A 19,889-nucleotide genomic window follows, 5' to 3' on the forward strand; every position below is an offset into this window, starting at 1 on the left:
GCCCAAGCTATGCCAGGGACGACTGCCAGCGCAAGCGCAATTCCCGCAGCGGCGGCGCGTGATATCGCTACTGGCAGCCACCACGGGTGTCAGGCGAGCTTCGCCATGGTTGCTCCAATCCTAGAGAGTGCCTGTCTTCAGGCTGTGTCCTGCTTCTAGGAAATTTTCCAAGCGCCGGCCATCGGGTGCATCATCCCAAAGGATGAGAGCCCTGCAAGACGAGAGACGGGTCCCTGCCTTTGTGCTTCTCGCCGGCCTATCCGGCGAAGTCCCGCGCTACTCCGTCGACCCCTCGCAACTCTTGCCTGGGGCCGTCGGCACACAAAAACGCCCTATCGCTGGGAAATCCTGGCCTCTGTGCACAAAAACGGCCTATCGCGGGGCCATTTGGGGTCGTAGTATCAACAATTGAACTATGTTTGCATATTTTCGCATATTCTGTAAAAAGAACTCGTAAATGTGGATACAGTAATTGCACCTTTGATGATAACTCCAGAAAAGGTCCCGCGATAGACCGTTTTTATGCACGGACAGCCGAAATTCCCAGCGTTAGGAGAATTCTGTGCAGGCTGTCCAGCACGAGGGGTCGAAAACCGGTTTCGTAAAATCCTTCAGTTTGCACGAGCCACGCAGCATGAGGGGAGCGTCGCTTCTGACTGCGGCCCTGTCCTATATCGCCCTTTCTTCTCTTCCGTAGCTGCAAATCCCGCTACTAGGCCTCGGCCTTCCCGCGTGGCCTCAGCTTTGCCCCGAGTGTATCCACACCATGATGCAGGCACATGACGGGATGCCGAAAGAGAAGCCTTAGCCCCGCATACCGCATGACCAGGCGAACCTGCTCCTGCTGTGCCGGCGCGTAGCAGTGAACGCTACACGCCGAGCAGAACGTCTTTGTCCGCATGAATGGGCAGTGCGCGATGCGACTCTGCGCGTATGAGGCAAGCGCCTCGCACTCAGGACAGAGGCTACCCCGTGCCGCATGGTGCACACCTCGACAGTAGAGCGAAATCGTCTCCCGCATGACGCGAGACTCACGTATGCGCTTGCGATCGGCCTGGTCTTCTGTCCTCGTCATTTGGCCTCAGGCTCCTCTACCACCTCGTGCGTGAACCCCTCCTTGGCCTCGGGGGCGTCAGCTGGGATCTTCACCCAGAAGAGCCAGATGTGGAAGACCCAGACGGCCACGAGAATTGCCCTTCCCCAGGGCACGGCACCCATGAAGGCAAAGCCAACGCCCAGTAATAGCGTCACGGCAAGAAAGGCCTGGACCTTCACCTTGAGCGCCATCCCCCTACCCTCCGACAGCGGACGCATCCGCAACGCATAGAGGCTCGTGCCCTTAAACCAGGCATCAAGCCGAGCAGACCCCTTCCCGAAAAAGAGCGCCGCCAGCAGATAGAGAGGCACCGTCGGCAGAAGCGGCACGACGATGTCAGCCATGCCGAGAGCCGCAAAGAGAAGTCCCAGAAAGATATAAAGGTATGCATCATGCCACCTTGCTTTCGTTGGATGCCGGAGCCGTCAGGCCGATTTCGTCAGGCCGATTTCGTCAGTCCGCCCCTAGCTGACCCTCCCCTGGTCCAAGGAGATGACCTCGTCCGCAATTGCCAGCGAGCCCGGGCGATGCGAGATCAGAAGCACCGTCCTGGTCCCCCGCTGAGCGTCGAGCGCCTTCAGGACGGCACCCTCATTCAGCGCATCAAGGTTCGAGGTCGGCTCATCGAGAAGCACGAAGGACGCCTCGTGCAGGAAGGCGCGTGCCAAGCCCAGGCGCTGGCGCTCGCCGCCAGAGAGCGTGTCGCCAAGCTCGCCCACCTCAGTATCGAATCCAGCAGGTAGGCCCTCGACGAAGTCGAGGATGGAGGCCTGCGCGCAGGCGCGCTCGAGTTCTTTCTGCGTTGCATTGGGCTTCGCAATCAGGAGGTTCGCCCGAATGGTGTCGTGGAAGAGCACGGTATCCTGCTCGACAAAGGCCTCGAGGTCCCGCAGGTACCCCGTCCGGATGTCGCGTATGTCGCTACCTCCAATGCGAATGGCACCGCCCCCAGCGTCCCAGAAGCGCATGAGAAGCCTGCAAAGCGTGGACTTGCCGGAGCCGCTCCGTCCCGAGACACCCACGATCTTGCCCACGGGAATCTCAAGGTTCACGTCGCGCAGGACCTTCTCGTCCCCATAGGAGAAGCTCACGCCTTCGGCCGCGGCACCCGTGAAGGCGGGCTCCTCGCCCGTCTCCCTTTCCGCAACCGCCGGCGCCTCGTCGAGAATGCCCAGGACCCGTCCTCCGGATGCAAGCGTCTGCTGCAGCGTGGAGCCAAGGTTGGCAAGCGCGACATAAGGGCCAAACGAGGAAAGCGTCGTCACGATCGCAAGCACGTAGGCCTCGGCCGAGACCGCCCCCGACTCCACAAGCGGCGCGCCGACGAAGAGCTGCGCCACGGCTGTGAGCACTACAAGCACGCCCACGCAGGCAGCCCCGATGACCCCCTTCGCGCGGAGTCTCCTCTGCACATCCACAAGCCTGCGGCTGCGCTCGTCAAGACCCGCCAGGCGCTTCTCGCCAGCCCCATACTGGATCACCTGCGCCAAGCCTCGCAGGTTGTCGAGGACGTAGCCGGAGAGCCCTGCCTGCACCGAGCGCGCCCGTGCCCCACCGTCCCCCGAGGCGCGGGAGACGAGAATAGGTGACGCAACGCCGACAAGCGCATAGCCCACAAGCGCCACCAAGGCAAACACGGACGAGAAGCTCGCGAGAAATCCCACGAGCACAAGGGTCATCCCTGCCGCAATGAGCACGGGAGAGACCGTGTGGGCGTAGAAGACCTCAAGGAGCTCGATATCGCTTGTGATCGTCGAGATGAGCTCGCCGCGATTCCTGCCGGAAAGCTTGGCGGGCGCAAGCCTTCTCAACGCCCCAAATACCAGGTCCCTGATGTGTGCCAAGAGTTTAAAGGCAATGTAGTGGTTGCAGCGCTGCTCGATGTAGTGGAGAACGCCTCGCGCCACGGCGAGAAAAACGAGCACGCCACCAAAGGCGCCAACGCCCCAGACAAGGCTCCCTCTCCCCGCCACCGAAAGAACCGCCTCCGCGGCCAGGACCGGCAGCGCCGTCGCGCAGGAAAAGCCCAAGATGCCACAGACAACCGAGGCGCACATGACGCCCGCCATCGGCTTCACGAAGCCAAGCATGCGCCCCATGAGGCGGAGGTTGCTTTTCTTATCCACGCTCGCCACCTCTCCCATAGGCTTCGAGCTCCTGCTGGCCTGCCCGCATGCGCGCATAGGTGCCACCAGCCGCCAGAAGCTCCTCGTGCGTGCCAGACTCGACAATGCGCCCCTGGTCCATCACGTAGATCCTCTCGGCATCCACGACGTTTGCCAGGCGATGGGCGATCATCACGACCGGACGGTCGGCCGCAAGGCGAAAGATCGAGGCGAGGAGCACGCTTTCGCTCTCCGCGTCGATGTTGCTTGTCGCCTCGTCAAACACGTACATCGCAGAGCCGTGGAGATAGGCGCGCGCAAAGGCAAGACGCTGCCGCTGGCCTCCCGAGAGGTTCTGCGCGTCCTGCGTGAGCTGCGTATCAAGCCCGTCCTGCGTTCGAAGGTACCCCGCGAGGCTCGCCGCCTCAAGGGCCGCCCACAGCTCCTCGTCCGTCGCCTCCGGCTTTGCCATGAGCAGGTTTTCCCGCACGGTGCCCGAGAAGAGGTAGGCACCAACGCCAACGGTCGTGACACGCTTCGCGAGCACCGCAGGATCAACGTCCGAAAGCTCAAGCGCGCCGTAGCGGATGTGCCCCGCATAGCCCGTCAGGCACCCCGCCATCAGCGCCGCAATCGTCGACTTGCCGGAGCCCGAAAGACCGACGATCGCCGTGACGCCCCGGGGCGCAACCGACAGCGTGACCTCGTGCAGCACCTCCCGCTCGCCGTCGTAGGAGAAGCTCACGTCCTCAAGGGCTGGCACGGCATTGGCTGCGGGCACACCTGCCCTCTTCTCAGGCTCGGGGAGCTCGAGCAGCCGAAAGATCTTGCCCGAGGCGGCGATGCCATTCATTGCCACGTGGAAAAACGAGCCAAGCTGACGCATGGGCAGGAAGAAGTCTGCCGAGAGAAGCACGATCGCAAGCGCCTGGAACAACGTAATCGAGCCCGCTGCCAGCGCGGAGAGGGCCACCCAAATGCCTGCTGCGGCACCCCCCAAAGCAACGATATCCATCACAACGATGGAGTTGAGCTGCATCGAGAGAACCTTCATCGTAACGATGCGGAAGTGCTCGGCCTCCTTGTTCATCGCCTTGTGGTGCGCCTCGTCGGCCGAGTAGATCTTGAGCGTCGTGAGCCCCTCGAGGTTCTCGAGGAACGAATCGCCAAGCTGGGTGTACCGGTCCCAGTAGGCAGAGAGGATGCGCTTGGCAATCTTCTGCACAGCCACAATCGTGAGCGGAATCAGCGGCACAAAGACGAGCAGCACGAAGGCCGCGGCAAGGTCCATCGGGGCAACCACGATAAAGAGCGTGACCGGCGCCAGAACCGAATAGAAGAGCTGCGGCAGGTACTGCCCGAAGTAGGTTTCGAGCTGCTCGCAGCCCTCGACCGAGAGCTGCACGACCTCGGCGGTCGAGGCCGAACGGTCATAGGCGGGTCCCAGGCGCAGAAGCTTCTCGAGAATCGCGCGGCGCAGCTTGCGCTTCACATCCTGTGAGGCCGCGAAGCTCTCGCGCTCGCCAGCCCAGGTTGAAGCCGCCTTGCCAACGCAGGCAACAGCGATCAGAACGACAGACGTCCCGACAGGCACGGCCGTCCCGGCAAGCACCGCCGTCAGAACGGACGCGACGCCCCAGACGAGGCAGACGTTAGCCAGAAGACCCGCCCATTTCCACGCCACAGAAAGAATGACATGGCACATCGCTTCTGGCACTAGCGCCAGAAGTCTCTTGTCCATCATGAATATCTCCCCTCTCTCGGCAATGTTTTTATGTTAGCCATTGCTTACACGAGAGGAGTTAGAGATATAAAACTCTCATGATGCCGGAACCGAGGACGCGGCCGAGCGTCGCAGATGCCCTTACGCTGACGACCCGGCGCGTTCGCGCAGGCGCGGCATCAACTGCTTGATGCAGTCAATGAAACGCTGTGCTGCCGGGGACGCCTCCGCAAGCGAGGGAACAGCTATGCCCAGCGAGATGCGCCGCGGCTCCTCGAAGGGCACCTCCGCCACGCGCCCGTTCCACCTCTCACTAATAAGCCGCTGGTTAAAGCTCACGCCGAGGCCCGCTTCGACCATGCTGTATGTGGTGAAGCCGTCACGTGTGGTGTAGCGATCCTGGACGAGGAGCCCCTCCTCGCGAATTAGGCGGTCCTGGTCAGTGTCGTGGTTGGCAAGCGTGTGGATGAATGCCTCATGCTCGATCTCGCGTAGGGGGTAGCGCACCGCGTGCGCGTACGGATGCCCCTCGGGAAGCCACATGACCATCTCGTCCTCGTAGAGCGGCAGCCAGTCGCAGTAGGTGCCATTGGCGGGCTTGGCGCAAAAGCACAGGTCAACGGCACGGCTATTGAGCCACTGACCCATCTCGGCGTTTCCGCCCTCCCTAATCTCCACGTCGATGCCGGAGTAGCTTTTCTCGAACTCGCTGAGGACCGTGGGCATCCAGATGGCGGAGATGCTGTAGTAGGAGCCAACTGCAAGCGCGCCGGCAAGCACGCCGCGAATCTCGGCGCCCGATTCCTCTGCCACGCGCTGGGCGCGTACGAGCTCGCGCAGGCATGGCATCATGCGGCGTCCATTTTCCGTGATGCGGACGCCCTGTTTGGTGCGAACGCACAGAGCAAAGCCAAGCTCTGCCTCAAGCGAGGCGACCATGCGCGTGATGCCCGACTGCGTGTAGCCAAGCTGGCGAGCCGCCGCCGAAAACGAGCCGCACTCTACTGCGGCTATAAGCGCCGCGCATTTGCTCGCATCCATGAGACCTCATAATATGATGAAACATCATTACAAACATGATTATAAGCACAATAAATCATATCTAATATCCTTCTATAGTTGTTCTCGTGCTCAGACATGTACATGGGGCGACAATGCGGAATCGGCGAAAGCGCCGACAAGGGCCCTGCGCAAGCAGGCAGAAAGGGATGCGTCCACCATGGAAAGGCTTGACTTCTCGTCCGATTACCTCGAGGGGTGCGCAGACCCCATCATGAGGCGCCTCGTTCAAACCAACCACGAGAAAACCGCTGGCTACGGACTGGACGAACACAGCGAGCGTGGACGAGCACAGCGACCGTGCGCGCGAGCTCATCCGCCAGGCATGCGACGCGCCCGATGCGGACGTTTTCTTCCTCGTTGGCGGCACGCAGGTCAACGGGGTCGCGATTTCCGCACTTCTCGCCCCGTACCAGGGCGTTATTGCTACAACCTCGGGGCACGTCAGCGTGCACGAGGCGGGTGCCATCGAGGCGGGAGGCCACAAGGTGCTCGAGCTGCCGGAGCATGACGGCAAGCTCCTTGCGGAGGAACTCGAGCGTTACATGTGTTCTGGGAGAAGGACGGCAACCACGACCACATGGTCCAGCCAAGTCTTGTGTACATCTCGCAGCCTAACGAGTACGGGCTTTTGTACTCGAAGGCGGAGCTTGCGGCGCTGCGCGGTGTGTGCGGCAGCCACGACCTGAGGATCTACGTGGACGGCGCACGCCTCGCCTATGCACTTGGCGCACCCGATAACGACGTCTCTCTTAAGGATTTGTCCCGCCTTGCGGATGCCTTCTACATCGGCGGAACCAAGTGTGGCACGCTTTTTGGGGAGGCGCTGGCCTTCCCGCGCCACGACACCGTTCCCCACTTCTTCACGATCGTAAAGCAGAGGGGGTGCGATTCTCGCCAAGAGGCGGCTTCTCGGCGTGCAGTTTGAGGCACTCTTCGAGGATGGGCTGTACGGTCGGATTGGCCAAGCGGCAGTTGCGCAGGCGCGAAGAATTACCAGTGCCTTCGGCGCTGCAGGCTGCGTGCTTGCGCACCCCTCCCAGACAAACCAGGTCTTCCCCATCCTCAGGGATGAGCAGTTGGCGCGCTTGGACGAGGCCGTGGTGACGAGCTTTTGGGAGAAGCCGGACCTGGAGCACACTGTCGTGTGCCTTGCAACGAGCTGGGCATCTACCGATGCGGGTGTGGACTCTCTCACCCATGCCCTGGCCTCGGGCGTGTTGGGATAGCGGGCTGCCCTGGCGAAGCGTGTTTGCGCATCTCTTCTTTGCAGCGTGCATGCACACAGGCCTCCCCCTCCGCCTGCGGGCGAGAAGCGGCCGCAACTTCTCTTCACTAGAGACGGCGTCTCGCATAAAAAGCGTCTATCGCGGGAAATGGCGAGTTCATTGCACAAAAGTGGCTTATCGCGGGGTACTTTTCCAGATATAACATCAAATACTTAACTATTATTTCAATTTTATGATTAAATCGATATAAATATGCATGATTTTGCAACTATAGTTTGATGATTGATGTTGCACGCCCCCAAAGGTTCCGCGATAGCCCGTTTTTGTGCACCGGACTTCTAAAAACCCTTCGATAGGGCGTTTTTGTGCAGTCCAAGGCCACTCGGGCCCAGGACGCAATCAGGCGAGTGCCCTTACAGGCTATCTACGCCGTGAGAATCGCCTGCCCAACGCAGCGTCCCGACTAAGTGCGTTCGAGCACAAGGGCAATATCGGGCTGCTCGTCCATCCGAAAGCTCACCCAGGGGGAACTCCCCGGGCAGCCTGATCGACGGTCATAAACACGTCATCTGCTTCGAAGAGATGACGCACACGCACTGGCAGGCCGTAGAAACTCCGGAGCAATTTGTCGCGGGTCCCAACCGAGAAGCCGAGAAGCGCCGCATGAACGGCACTCGATTTCCAGACTGACGCGAGAGGTCTGGCGTCTGCTGTCGCAGGTCTCGTGCGCGAAATGACAGTTGGAGACAGCCTGGGAAAATCCTTGATGTGGTATCTCTGAACTGGAAAACCCATGACCTGCAGTTTATCAGGGTACGAGCCGCTTGATGCTCGAGCGCACCCGGAAAACTGCCACCGACCGTCACTTTGGCATCTGTGGAATCGGTTCCGCCGTCTTGGGATGGTGCGTCAGTCGCATCCCTCAAAGAGAAAAATGAACCGCCGACCGCTTTGCACCACGACCGACGGTTCGTCGAGAAAAACCTGTCCGTGCTTCACAACTGTACAGGTTAGTGCCTCTGTGAAATCTTCACTCCCACAGCAATGGCAACTGCGCCCGCGGCCAGAAGCACTACGGCACCAAAGGCCAGCGACGACATCGCATCACCTGTCTGAGGTACTTTCTCAGCACTGGAAGTGGCTGGGCGCCTGACAGCCGGCTTGGTATCGGGCTTGGTGGTGTCGGGCGTGGGCTCATCGCCAGAGCCGGGATCCGGCGCGGGAGGCTCGGGCGTCTCGACAACGTAGGCCAGGGACGGAACGTCAAAATCCTCTGGGGCACGCACAACGCCGTTGGAGTTAACAGGGGAAAGCGTCGCCTTGGTGTTGGTCGCAAGCTCGTAGCTGCCCGGCTCGGTCGGGGCCTGCGCAAGCGTGAGGTTATAGGTCAGTTTCACGGGAGCAAAGTTCGAGATGGGCTCATGAGCCGTAAGCGCATAAGCATCCGCGTCCGGATCGTAGACCAAGGTGAAGCGCACCGTCGTGTCGCCCTTGCTGTGGAAGCTCCACATGTTTGCGCCCTCATTCGTTGCCTCAAGCTGCTCGTCACCAACGCTGAGCGCTGCCGACCCCGGAACGAAGTCGAAGTCATACGCGTCACCCTTGCCCATGGAGTCGATGATGATGGAGCCGGCTCCACACGCATACAGGATATTGTCGCCAATCTGCGAAAAGTCGAGCTCACTACCGCCATTTAGCTCATCCATGAACTTGACGGAGAAGTCGGAATCACTGCCGGTACGCACCGCATAGCAGTTGTAGCCCTCACCCTTCAGCGCCTGCCATGTGCCATAGGCCTCATAGACCGCCCGGTCGGGCGCCATGGCGTGATCTGCCTGGGTTCCGTGCTCGATGTAAGCGAAGTTCGGGTCGGTGATGGCTCCCGTTGCGGCGTCTTTCACCTTGGGCGTCGCATCGTTGCCGTACGTCGCGAAATCAAACGCGTACTTGTCGCCGTCGGTCTTCACCCACTCTTGGAGGTGGGAGTAGTAGTCGCTCCAGTTGCCGTACGGCATGGCATACGTTGCAGAGCCGGGCGTGCGCGCCTGCCGCCATTCGTCGATCATGCCGTAGTAGACGAAGTCCTTTGCATTGAAATCACTTGCAGGCTGCTGGGAGCTCTGGTCCAAATAGGTGTACTGGTAGTAGATGTCCTTCACGTTGCCGTCTGCGCCGGTGAACAGGCGCGTCAGGCCGTCGCTGACCATGATGACGTACTTGCGGTTCGCGGGGGTGGTGGTGTCGGCGTCGAGCATGGCCTTGGCCTTGAGCAGCCCATCGTGCATGTTGGTCCCGGACTTCATATCACCGGTGTAGCCACCCGTGATGGCACTCTTGAACGAGTCGACGTTATCGGTGGTAAGCGTCGAGAGCTCCTTCTCCACGTGGCCGTCGCCCTTGAACGACACAACGCCTAGCCGCACCTGGTCGACGCCGCCCGCCTCGGCAACAAGCCGGTCGAGCGTCGCAGTAGCGTCCTTGATGGCATCGTCCTTGCAGCTTGAGTTGTCCACGACAAAGACGATGTCGGAGGAAAGCACAGCCTCGGCACTTGGAAGCTGGAGCGTGACCTGTGCAGTCTTGCCCTCCTCAAGCCAGGTTGCAACCTTGGACTTGGGAATCGTCCAACTGGTCCCTTGGCCAGAATTGCTCGCTTCCGCCCTGGCAGGCATCGGCAGCACCGCCAAGAGGGCGAGGGCAAACGCAGCGATAAACGTGATGGTCACAGGCCTCCGTTTATGTAGTGTCACTGCATGGCTCAACATCGCTTCCCCTTCCGTAAGAACGGCCGCACAGGCTCCCAAAACCGTATTACGTAGCCTCAAGGATAGCACCGTATCAAGGGTTTCTTTAAGTGAGTTTCTCGCATTCTAAGTTAACCTATTTTGACTGTAATGGCAGGCAGAAACGGACTGGCAATCGCGCGCGGGCCAGCGGCGAGGTGAGACAAGGGGGCTGTCCCCCTGTCTCATTTTGGTTGGATGGGGCATCCGCCTTGGCTCATAATCTCAGGCACCCCGCCTGTTGGCCGGCACAAACACGACCGCATGCGTACGATACCAGCGAGAATGGACGCGACGATGCCTGACACAGCCCTCCGCATCACATCCTATTTCAGGAATGTCCTCGGCACCTCGAACATGGTGATGGTCAACTTCAGGGGAAGTGCGGTCGAGCGCACGGGGAACGGCAGGCCAAGGCGAGAGGGCTATACCGCCGCAGGCGATACGGAAGGGATAGAATCCGGAAAGCTTGCGGGTGAAGTCCTGGACAGCCTCCTCGAGTCTCTCGACAGCGGCAAGAAGCGCAAGGCTCTCCGAGAAGGTACGCTGCCGGTACTTCTCGTGCTACGCTCCATGAGAGGAAAGGCCGACACAGCCCCCGACAACCAGCAGGCACTTCTGGTGGCCCCGGCGAACGCGTCTCTCGCCAGAAGCGACAGGGGAGCCCTTGGCTATCCCGTCGACTGGCGAGCAAAGAGCCCTTGGATCCCCCGGCCGCTTCTCGAGGAGACGGCGGCTTCCAAGGAGGAAGCCGGTCGCAAGGAAGAGCTAGCCATAGGCGCCTATACAGCCTACAGCTCCTTTGTCTCCGCCTCGTCAATGCGCAGGTCGAAGATAGATGCACTCGAGGGGCGGGCCCAATGGCGAGCGTACCTGGCCTATTGCGAGGAGCTCTTCCGGGCTGCAGCTCCCGATGCGGAAGCGCGACTCAATGCGGCAGACGCCATACTCGACAAAGATGGATACGTCCTCGTCGACACGCAGGTCAATGCCTCGGCAAACGTCGCGGACCTCTATCACACAATCGCAGCGCGGCTGGACCAAGCCCCAGACGATGCCACCCTCGCACTCTATCGCGGGCTTCTCAATGTTGGCCCTCGCCATCAAGAACTTGCGTCCGACGCGACATCGCTCCGGCAGATGCTCGAGCATTGCGGCACCATGAGCAGGGAGTATCCGCTCGCACGCTCCCAGAAGACAGCGGTGCATGCCTATGCGGCGCTCAGCGAAGGCCAGGTGCTCGCCGTAAGCGGCCCTCCTGGGACCGGAAAGACCACGCTGCTTGAGTCCATCGTCGCAGACACGCTTGTACGGCACGCGCTCAACGGCCGAGAAGCCCCTGTTATTGTCGGCACCTCCACAAACAACCAAGCTGTGAGGAACATCATCGACGCCTTTGGCCAAATCGAGCAGGACGAGGGCCGCTCGGTCTTCAGGCGTTGGCTGTCAGATATCTACTATGCACCACTGGAGGGGAGCAACGGTTTCAGAGTCAAGTACACGAAGGACCGACCGCTTCACAGCCTCGGTGCCTATTCGCCGAGCGTCTCCAAGAAGATAGAGGCACAGGGCGGCAACTACCTCATCTGCGATGTTTTATACCGGGATAAGACCCTCTACGGATACGCTCTGGACAAGCGATTCAAGGAGCAGTCGGAAGAAGTCTACGTCGAGGAGGCAAGAGCCTACTTTGGGCGGGGTTTTGGCACAGCAGCGGACATCCAAGAGGAATGCCGGCACATGCTTGGCAAGATTGACGTGCAGCGCCGCAAGCTGATTGAGACTGTTGCGCAAGGGAACACGGCAGGCGCCCGGGAGCATGCCGGCTGGCTCACCGGACACGGTGCGCTCGACAGGCGGGGACAAGGCATAGGCGAGAAGGCACTTCACGACCTTGGGTCCTTGGACGATGTGCTCGACAGTTGCATACGTCCACTCGAGTTCTGGCTTGCCATGCATTACTACGAGGGCGTTTGGATTACCTGCCACAAGCAGAGGTCGCCTAGACCGGGTGTCCGCACTCCTCAGCCGGAATACGACCGGAAAAGCAAGACGAAGGCATCGGTCGAGACCTATCGCCACCAGCTTGCAGCCCTCATGCCGCTTTCTGTCATAACGCTCTTCCGCCTGCCCCGTCAGTTTGCCTGCGAGGACGGCAAGGGGCAGGAGACGCACTGCCTAAACTCCATCGATCTCCTCATCGTCGATGAGGCGGGCCAGGTAGACACCACGATCGGCGCCGCCGCATTCGCACTGGCAAAGAGAGCTGTGGTTGTTGGCGATACGGCGCAGCTTCCACCTGTCTGGAGCCTCGACGAGTCCGTTGACAGGCAGATTGCAGAAGGACGGATGGCGCTCGGGTCGGCAGAGTTCGAGAAGGTCTGGGACATCATGCGCGAGCGGGGCCTGAGCGCCTCTGCCTACTCGAGCCTCATGAGGGCGGCGCAGGCCGCCTGCCCCTGGTGCCACGCAGTCGAGGGGGATGGGGAGCGCCATTTGGATGGCGGGCTCTTCCTGCGCGAGCACAGACGCTGCCTCGACGAGATTATTTCGTACTGCAACGACCTACTTTACATGGGGCAGCTCCTCCCCATGAGAGGTGGCATCGAGAAGCGTGCTGTCTCGCTCGACTTGCCTGCTATGGGGTTCTGCCCTGTAGAGGGCAAGGCGCAGCCATCGGGTACGTCTCGAAAAAATTTTGCTGAGGCAGGAGCCGTCGCTCGCTGGATTTCGGCAAACCTGCCGGGAATCTACGACAGCTATGCCGAGAGCGCGAGAAGCAAGGACAAGGAGGCACCCGACCCCGCGACTCTCGTCGGCGTTGTCACGCCGTTTGCCGCCCAGATGCGCGAGATCAGCAAGGCACTCGGCCGGCAAAAGAGGGAGCTGGCGCTGCGTTCGATGGGTCCACGCGGCCTGCGCTCGACCTGGATAAGCTTGCCGTTGGGACGGCGCATCGACTCCAGGGCGCAGAGTGCCCCGTTGTCCTCTTCTCGCTTGTCTATGATGCAGGCTCCAGTGCCTCGTTTGTCGAGAACAACCCCAACCTCATGTACGTTGCCGTATCGCGCGCGAAGGACAGCTTTATCCTCTTTGGGAGTAAGTATCTGCTGGCACAGCAGCATGGTGACGGCGTGCTGGGGCTTCTCAGCGCGTACTGCCTCGACCATAAGGTAGGGCTGGCAAATGGCCCCAAGGTGGATGGCGCGGACGCGCCGCAAGCCGTGCCAGTTGCGCCGACAGAGCAGCCGCAGGCGACTCCCGCCGCACCAGAGGCGCAATCATGGCCCAAGTCGCTCACGGCTGCCGTTCGGTGGGCTCGGGCTGAGAAGATCTGGCCAGATACCCTGCCAGCCAAGACTCAAGACATCAATGTTCTTCTCGCCAAGCACGGCATTATTGAGCAGACCAGCACAGGTCACCTACCGACGGACTCAGGGCAGAACCTTGGCATTGCGTTCTCGCGCAACAACGAGGGAGACACCTGGTGCGTCTATACCGAGAACGCAGTACGCAAGCTGGCTGCTCTGCTGGGGGCGCCCATGGGCAAAGCCATGTCTCTCACCAGGGCAATCCGAACGGCCCAGGAAGCCAGAACCTGGCCAGAAACCCTTCCAACGAGCGCAAGAGACGTGAACAAACTGCTGGTAGATGCCGGGCTGCTTGCGGAGGACAGGCTACCGACAGAAACGGGCAGGCACCTTGGCATCTCCGTTATCAACGACACCGAGAAAGGCTGGAAGTACGCGAGCTATACGCCCACTGTGCTTGCGCAGGTGGCGGAGATCCTGTTGAGAAGAGCGTGAATCTAGCAATGCTGCAGTCGGCTGTTACGGCAGGACCTCTCATGAGGTTCAGAGGGGCGAGAGCGGCTTTAAGTACGAGAAAGGTGGGACCGGGCAACCCTAGTCTCAACCTACGCGCGTTTCGCAGCGCGGGACCCTCCCCCCCCGCTGCACAAAAACACTCTATCGAAGGGAAATTCCCGTTCTCATGCACAAAACCGGCCTATCGCAGGGGGCCATCGAGGCCTTGACATCAAATGTTGAACATTGATTGCACAATGATGCATAAACTATACGATAGATTCGTAATACTGGATACGATAATTACATCATTGATATTTGTGCCTCGAAGCGCCCGCGATAGAGCGTTTTTATACACGAGCACCCCGATTTCCCAGCGTTAGGGCAGTTTTGTGCAGCATCTCGCGACTATCGGTGCCCAAGCGGCAATCGGGCAGGCCTGAAGCGCCCGCTCGACATTCCCGTCTCTTGCGAGATTACACCGCTATGGATGGCCTGCGGGCGCCTGAGTACTTGCACGACCCGTCGGTCATCCCCGACAACGTCGATGGCGAGCATTTCATGCCCAAGATGAACGTGTGACGCCACCAGATAGTGACAAACCTCGCCCACGGCAATCTTCATCACGCCTGAACGGTGGGACGATCTCGCCCCTCCGTTTAACAAACTTACCTTCCCGGTAAGATGGGGGCCAAGGTAATCCGCGTTCGTTCCGGCCAACTGTTGGTAATTCAAGACGAGAGGCACAGCATCAATCCCTATAGAAGATCCCGCTCGCGGTATGCACCACCACTCTCGGCCAGCAACCTTCTCGCACGAGAATGTCCCTGCCGCCGTATTGATGCCACAGTGGGCGTTTTCACAGGTATTACGTATAAAAAGGCATCCCCTCTCGGCGTCGAATTGACATCGTGGGCCGTATGCGGGGCTTCCCGTCGAAAAGCGGACGTGCGGCATCACACGCAGCTGCGCCACGTCAGCCGCAACAATCCCCAGCCCTACAGCAGCCTCAGCGAGACCTCCTTGAGCTGGGTACCTGTGACTTCAGACGGGGCCGCGCTCATGAGGTCGGAGCCGCTCGCCGTCTTGGGGAACGCCATGACCTCGCGAATGTTGTCCGCGCCCGCAAGCAGCATGCACACGCGGTCGAGACCCAGCGCAAAGCCGCCCATGGGGGGCGCGCCGAACTCGAGCGCGCTCATGAGGAAGCCGAACTGCGCCCGCGCGCGCTCGGGCGTGAAGCCGAGCTTCTCCAGAATCCTCTCCTGCAGCTTGGCGTCGTGGACACGCATGCCACCGCCACCGGCCTCGTAGCCGTCCATGACAAAGTCCATGGTGTGCGAGCCCATGGCGAGAGGGTCGGTGTCGAGAAGGCCAAGCTCGTCCTCGTTGGGCTGGGTGAAGGGCTGATGCTCGGAGTCCAGGCACTTGCGGTCCTCGTCCCAGTGGAAGAGCGGGAAGTTCACGACCCACAGGAAGTCGTGGCCCTCACGTGGCACGTCGAGCTCGCCTGCCATGTGGCAGCGCATGCCGCCCAGGATCTCGTCGGCACGCAGGCGGTCTGCCGCGGCGAACATCACGAGGTCCCCGGGCTCGACATCCATCTCCGTACGAAGCGCTGCCATCTCCTCGTCCGAGAAGAACTTGACGATTGGGCTGGTCACCGAGCCGTCCTCACGGAAGGCGATGTAGGCCAGGCCCTTGGCGCCAAACTCGGCGGCAACGTCGGCCAGGCGATCGACCCTCGCACGGGGCCACCTGCCGGCACCCTTGGCGTTGATGGCCTTGACGTACTGGCCCTCGGTTGCCGCGGCGGTGGCGAAGAGCTTGAACTTGGATGCCGAGAAAATCGACGTAACGTCGTGGAGCGTCATGCCGTAGCGCGTGTCGGGCTTGTCGATGCCGTAGGTGTCCATGGCATCCCAGTACCCGATGCGGCGCAGGGGAAGCTGCATCTCAACGCCCATCTTACCGAAGGCCTCGGCAAAGACCTGCTCGAGTGCGCCCATGACATCGTCCTGGGTGACAAAGCTCATCTCAACGTCCACCTGGGTGAACTCGGGCTGGCGGTCCTTGCGCAGGTCCTCGTCGCGGAAGCACTTTGCAATCTGGTAGTAGCGCTCGACGCCGCCCACCATGAGGAGTTCCTTCAGGAGCTGCGGCGACTGCGGCAGCGCGTAGAAGTGGCCTGGCTGCATGCGGCTGGGCACCAGGAAGTCACGCGCGCCCTCAGGCGTGGACTTGAAGAGCGAGGGGGTTTCGACCTCCATGAAGTCGCTTCCGTGGAAGGCCTCGCGCAGGGCGAAGGTGAAGTCGGAGCGAAGCTTGAGGCTCTGGGTCATCTTGGGGCGACGCAGATCGAGGTAGCGGTAGCGCAGGCGCAGGTCCTCGGCAGTGTCCACGTGATCCTCAATCTGGAACGGCGGTGTCTTGGAGGTATTCAAGACCTTGATCTGGGTGACATAGACCTCAATCGCACCGGTGGCCAGCTTGTCGTTGTCCTGGCCCTCGGGACGCTCCCGCACGATGCCGCTCACGAGAATGGGCCACTCGGAGCGAATGGTCTCTGCCTCGTGGAACGTTGCCTCGTCACAGACCTCGGGGTCAAACTCGAGCTGCGTGACGCCGGTGCGGTCGCGCAAGTCGACAAAGATGAGGCCACCGTGGTCACGACGGTGCCAGACCCAACCGGTAAGCGTGACCTCCTCGCCAATGTTCGCCTCGCGCAACTCGCCGCAGGTGTGCGTATGCATGCTGTGGGACATGTGGTTCCTCTCGCCTCTTCCGCCCCGTGCCGTACGGGCAGACCAACAGATGACGGCGCGCCGACGTAGACCGCGGCGACACGCGCAACTGGCCATGGTAAACCAAACAGGCGAGAGTACCCACCAACACGCAGGTCGGCAACGACACCTTAACGAAAAGCCCGCATGGCGGGACGAGAAGAACCCCGGCAACTGTCTGTGGCCCACCTGGGGTTTACGTGTCGTTCTGGCAGGTGCCCGGCGCACGCGCTGGATTGCGTGTACGCTCGTTTGGCTAGCCGACGTTCATGATACGTAAGCGCATCCGCACCACGTAACCACACGGACAACGGTTTTCGAGCGGATGCGGTGGGAGTGATGTGGAATGCCATACCAGACCGCGATTTTCGACCTCGACGGGACGCTGCTCAACACGCTGGACGACCTTTTTGGCGCCGTCAACCACTCGCTTGTGACATGTGGCCTGCCCAAGCGCAGCCTAGCCGAGGTGCGTCTCTTCACCGGCAACGGCATTCGGCGTCTCATCGACCTCTCGGTCCCCGAAGGCACGCCAAAGGACCTCACCGATCGAGTCTTTAGCGAGTTCAAGGCCTACTACGACGAGCACAAGCTCGACACCACACGCCCCTACACCGGCATGGCCGAAGTCATCGACGACCTTCGTGCCTCGGGCGTCACCTGCGCCGTTGTCTCGAACAAGGCAGACTTCGCCGTGCAGGGCATCATCGACCACTTCTACCCCGGCAAGTTCGACTACGTGATGGGCGAGCGCGCGGGCACGAGGCGAAAGCCCAACCGCGACATGATCGACGTGATCCTGCATGAGCTGGGGAGGAGCGCGGACGGCATGGTCTATGTGGGTGACTCTGAGGTCGACATCGAGACCGCCAAGAACTGCGGGTGCGCGTGCCTATCCTGCTCGTGGGGGTTTCGCGACAAGAAATGGCTTGTGGAGCATGGAGCGACCACCATCGTAGACACGCCCACCGAGCTTGAGGCCAAGATTCTGGCGTAGGGACCGGCGCAAGCTGGGGTCAAGACGGCCGTAGCCCCAAAGGGCAGCCATCGAGCTTCATACGCTCCTGGATGCCCGCAAGGCACAAGGCGCCCGAGAGCAGTCCCCCATTACCCCTCAATCTCGTAGAGGCGCATATCGTCACGGGCGAGAATGACCTTGAACCCAGGGGTCCCGTCCGTTATCCCCTCGATGCCGTCCCACTGCTCGGGATCGTAGGACAACAGGCGCCTGCGACCCGCACCCTCGTCGGGGCCCTGGTCCAGCACAAGAACGTAGCGGGCACCTATCGATGCGACGGCATCGCGCACATCCTGGCGGGAGGCATACTCGTAGAGGTGATGTCGGATGAGAAGGCTCTCGGCCGTCTCGTTTTTGCTGCCGTCGAAGAAAGAGATCGCGCGGTAGTAGATGTTGGCGTCCAGGAGCGGATAGAGATAGACGCTGCCGTCTTCCGACTCGTTAATTACGAGTGAGCCCTCGGGGATTGCGGCAAGGGCCTCCCTCGAGAACTCGAACTCCTCTGCCGTGAGGGGATGGTGAATGAGATCGCTCTGGCCAACAACCGAAACTCCCAGATTCGCAAAGGCGGTGGAACCCTCGGTCGAGCCGGTTGGCAGGTACGCCGGGAAGCTCACCACAAGCAAGGCAGCGGCCCCCACCGCAAGCGGGACGACAGAGTCCTCTGCGCGACGCAGCAGGCAGGAGGCCTTCTCGCCCAGCCAGGACAGGCCAAACGCCGCAAGCGGCACGGCGGCAAGACTGAGGTTGGCCGCTATACGATGCGGGTCTGCATACCAAAAACCACAGGTAAGGCGCTTGATCAAACCTTCGGTAGACACGTCTATCACAAAGCAGATGAGAATGAACGCCCAGGAGACGGCAAGCCACCAGTGGTCGCGCGAGCGGTCAATCACGGCGAGCACAGCGCCAAGGATCACCAGGACGGCAAGCGCCCACTGGGCAGGATGTCCGTTCATGCCAAGGGAGAGGGCGGCAAGCGCGCCGTCACGAACCCCCATGCTGGACTGCCAGTAGTCGAACGTCACGACCGCGCGAAGCATGGGCAGCTTGTAGCAGCCCGCCCAGATGAGGCCAACGGCGAAAAACGCGATGACCCCCGCGGCCAGCGGAGCGGGCGCGCGTCGACCAGCCTCGCGCGCGAGCCTAGCCGCCCTCATGGCTGCCCACACGACATACGCCGCAAGCAGCGCTGCCATGGTGAAGATGCCATTGGGCTGAGAGAGGCCCTGGGCAACGCAGGCCAGGATAAAGACCACCAGCATGCGCAGACGCACGCCCCGCTTGCCACCGGGCCACGCGAAGACGACAAACGCACCAACACCGAGCGGCACCAGGGTATTGGTGAGCAGGTTGGGATAGAGCGGCCCAAACGTGAGGAAGTCCCACGGGAAGCAGGCAAAGCACGGAGCCACAGAGAGCCCGGCCACAACGACAGAGTCCCCACCTGGGAAAGCCTTGCGCAACAGGAAGAAGGCAGATACCGGGAAGACCACGCCCACAAGCGTTGCGTTGACGGCGTTTACGGCAAGGGTCACCGGTGCGGAGAGGGTCTGGGCGACAAGGGCGCACAGGTCATGCCAGGCGCTGGGATAAAACCCCGCCTGAGACACGAGAGGCATGGCACCCCCGGGCACGTAGTAGAAGCTCGAGGAGGACGAGAAGTTCCCCGTGGAGAGATAGGTGCGAATGGCGGCAAGATGGAAGCAGTTATCGAACTCCTGCACAAAGGCCTGGGGATCTCCGAGGTTGCGCACAAAGGTCAGGCAGCACAAGGCCACACCGACGATGCCATAGACGACAAGGACAGACCATGCGGGCACGCCGTGTCCGCAGACCTGGATGCAGTCCCCGTCAGGCGTGGCGGAGGCCTTGTCGCCTGCCGTACGGCGACGCCGCGCAGAGGCCATGGCGTAGGCCGCGGCACCAAAGACCAACATGGGGCCAACAAGCGCGAGCAGGGATGCCGGGATGCCAAGGTATGGCAGAACCATGGCGTTTATCGCTAGAAAGGCTATCCCATAGAGGGGAGCGCAGGCGATAGCGTCCTCGATACGAAGCCCCAGCGCTCGAAGCGCGAGCGCGCCCGGCAGGTAGATAACCACCAAGGCAAGCAGGCAAGCGAGGAAGAACAAGGGCCACATGGGGAGGCCGCTCCCATCTCCTCCATGCAGGAGGACGCGACTAGGGGCAAGCGGGATGCCAGCCCAGCAGGTAGTCTACCATGTGGGACATTGTCACGTTTCTCCTGCACCCCTATGGGCTAGGATGGAACGGCTGATTACAC

At 61.1% G+C, this 19,889-nt stretch carries 13 protein-coding genes and 1 pseudogene; 6 read left to right on the forward strand and 8 right to left on the reverse strand.

The features are described from left to right. Positions 1 to 712: 712 nt before the first annotated feature. The 5 genes from E0E00_RS01180 to E0E00_RS01200 form a co-directional block, all read right to left on the reverse strand. Positions 713 to 1,075: a nitrous oxide-stimulated promoter family protein gene (locus tag E0E00_RS01180; RefSeq protein WP_130810652.1), complete on the reverse strand. Its 363-nt coding sequence runs from the start codon at positions 1,073 to 1,075 to the stop codon at positions 713 to 715. Further along, the gene (locus E0E00_RS01185; RefSeq protein ID WP_256386409.1) at positions 1,072 to 1,473 is read right to left on the reverse strand and encodes a YbaN family protein; all 402 of its coding nucleotides are present in this window, start codon (positions 1,471 to 1,473) and stop codon (positions 1,072 to 1,074) included. The genes E0E00_RS01180 and E0E00_RS01185 overlap by 4 nt, the downstream gene beginning before the upstream one ends. Before the next feature lie 87 nt (positions 1,474 to 1,560). Next, on the reverse strand, positions 1,561 to 3,222 hold the full coding sequence (locus E0E00_RS01190; RefSeq protein WP_242622079.1) for an amino acid ABC transporter ATP-binding/permease protein: 1,662 nt from the start codon (positions 3,220 to 3,222) through the stop codon (positions 1,561 to 1,563). Next, entirely contained in the window at positions 3,215 to 4,945 is a 1,731-nt protein-coding gene (locus E0E00_RS01195; RefSeq protein WP_130810656.1) for an ABC transporter ATP-binding protein/permease, read from the reverse strand. The genes E0E00_RS01190 and E0E00_RS01195 overlap by 8 nt, the downstream gene beginning before the upstream one ends. A 120-nt stretch (positions 4,946 to 5,065) precedes the next feature. Beyond that, on the reverse strand, positions 5,066 to 5,965 hold the full coding sequence (locus tag E0E00_RS01200) for a LysR family transcriptional regulator (protein WP_130810658.1): 900 nt from the start codon (positions 5,963 to 5,965) through the stop codon (positions 5,066 to 5,068). A 299-nt stretch (positions 5,966 to 6,264) separates the two neighbouring features. On the opposite strand from E0E00_RS01200, the pseudogene E0E00_RS15265 reads away from it, so the two are divergent. From E0E00_RS15265 to E0E00_RS14570, 3 genes and pseudogenes are all read left to right on the forward strand, one after another. Next, positions 6,265 to 6,477 (forward strand): annotated as a pseudogene (locus E0E00_RS15265) (low specificity L-threonine aldolase); the annotation flags it as partial. A 53-nt stretch (positions 6,478 to 6,530) separates the two neighbouring features. After that, on the forward strand, positions 6,531 to 6,911 hold the full coding sequence (locus tag E0E00_RS14565) for a beta-eliminating lyase-related protein (protein ID WP_242622080.1): 381 nt from the start codon (positions 6,531 to 6,533) through the stop codon (positions 6,909 to 6,911). After that, positions 6,901 to 7,212, forward strand: a complete 312-nt coding sequence (locus tag E0E00_RS14570) for a hypothetical protein (protein WP_207302601.1) — start codon at positions 6,901 to 6,903, stop codon at positions 7,210 to 7,212. The genes E0E00_RS14565 and E0E00_RS14570 overlap by 11 nt, the downstream gene beginning before the upstream one ends. Before the next feature lie 1,010 nt (positions 7,213 to 8,222). On the opposite strand, the gene E0E00_RS01210 is transcribed toward E0E00_RS14570, so the two are convergent. After that, complete coding sequence (locus E0E00_RS01210) at positions 8,223 to 9,938, reverse strand: vWA domain-containing protein (RefSeq protein ID WP_242622081.1); 1,716 nt, start codon at positions 9,936 to 9,938, stop codon at positions 8,223 to 8,225. Positions 9,939 to 10,292: 354 nt separating this feature from the next. Between E0E00_RS01210 and E0E00_RS01215 the strand changes: the two genes are divergently transcribed. Both E0E00_RS01215 and E0E00_RS01220 read left to right on the forward strand, forming a co-directional pair. Continuing rightward, positions 10,293 to 13,172 (forward strand): AAA family ATPase, encoded by a 2,880-nt coding sequence (locus E0E00_RS01215; RefSeq protein ID WP_165443485.1) that lies wholly within the window; start codon positions 10,293 to 10,295, stop codon positions 13,170 to 13,172. Further along, a complete protein-coding gene (locus E0E00_RS01220; RefSeq protein WP_130810662.1) occupies positions 13,130 to 13,801 on the forward strand; it encodes a hypothetical protein in 672 nt (223 codons plus the stop codon). The genes E0E00_RS01215 and E0E00_RS01220 overlap by 43 nt, the downstream gene beginning before the upstream one ends. 998 nt (positions 13,802 to 14,799) lie before the next feature. On the opposite strand, the gene aspS is transcribed toward E0E00_RS01220, so the two are convergent. Further along, positions 14,800 to 16,566, reverse strand: coding sequence for an aspartate--tRNA ligase (gene aspS / locus E0E00_RS01225; protein WP_130810664.1), 1,767 nt, complete (start codon positions 16,564 to 16,566; stop codon positions 14,800 to 14,802). Between the two features lie 364 nt (positions 16,567 to 16,930). Here aspS and E0E00_RS01230 point away from each other — a divergent pair, with 364 nt between their 5' ends. Continuing rightward, positions 16,931 to 17,581 carry an HAD family hydrolase gene (locus E0E00_RS01230; protein ID WP_130810666.1) on the forward strand — a complete coding sequence of 217 codons (651 nt, stop codon included), beginning with the start codon at positions 16,931 to 16,933 and terminating at the stop codon, positions 17,579 to 17,581. 110 nt (positions 17,582 to 17,691) lie between these two features. Here the strand turns inward: E0E00_RS01230 and E0E00_RS01235 are convergent, their stop codons facing one another. Then, complete coding sequence (locus E0E00_RS01235; protein ID WP_130810668.1) at positions 17,692 to 19,746, reverse strand: DUF6541 family protein; 2,055 nt, start codon at positions 19,744 to 19,746, stop codon at positions 17,692 to 17,694. Positions 19,747 to 19,889 lie beyond the last annotated feature (143 nt).

This window comes from Olsenella sp. Marseille-P4559 (genome assembly GCF_900605015.1).
In the GTDB taxonomy this organism is placed as follows: domain Bacteria; phylum Actinomycetota; class Coriobacteriia; order Coriobacteriales; family Atopobiaceae; genus Tractidigestivibacter.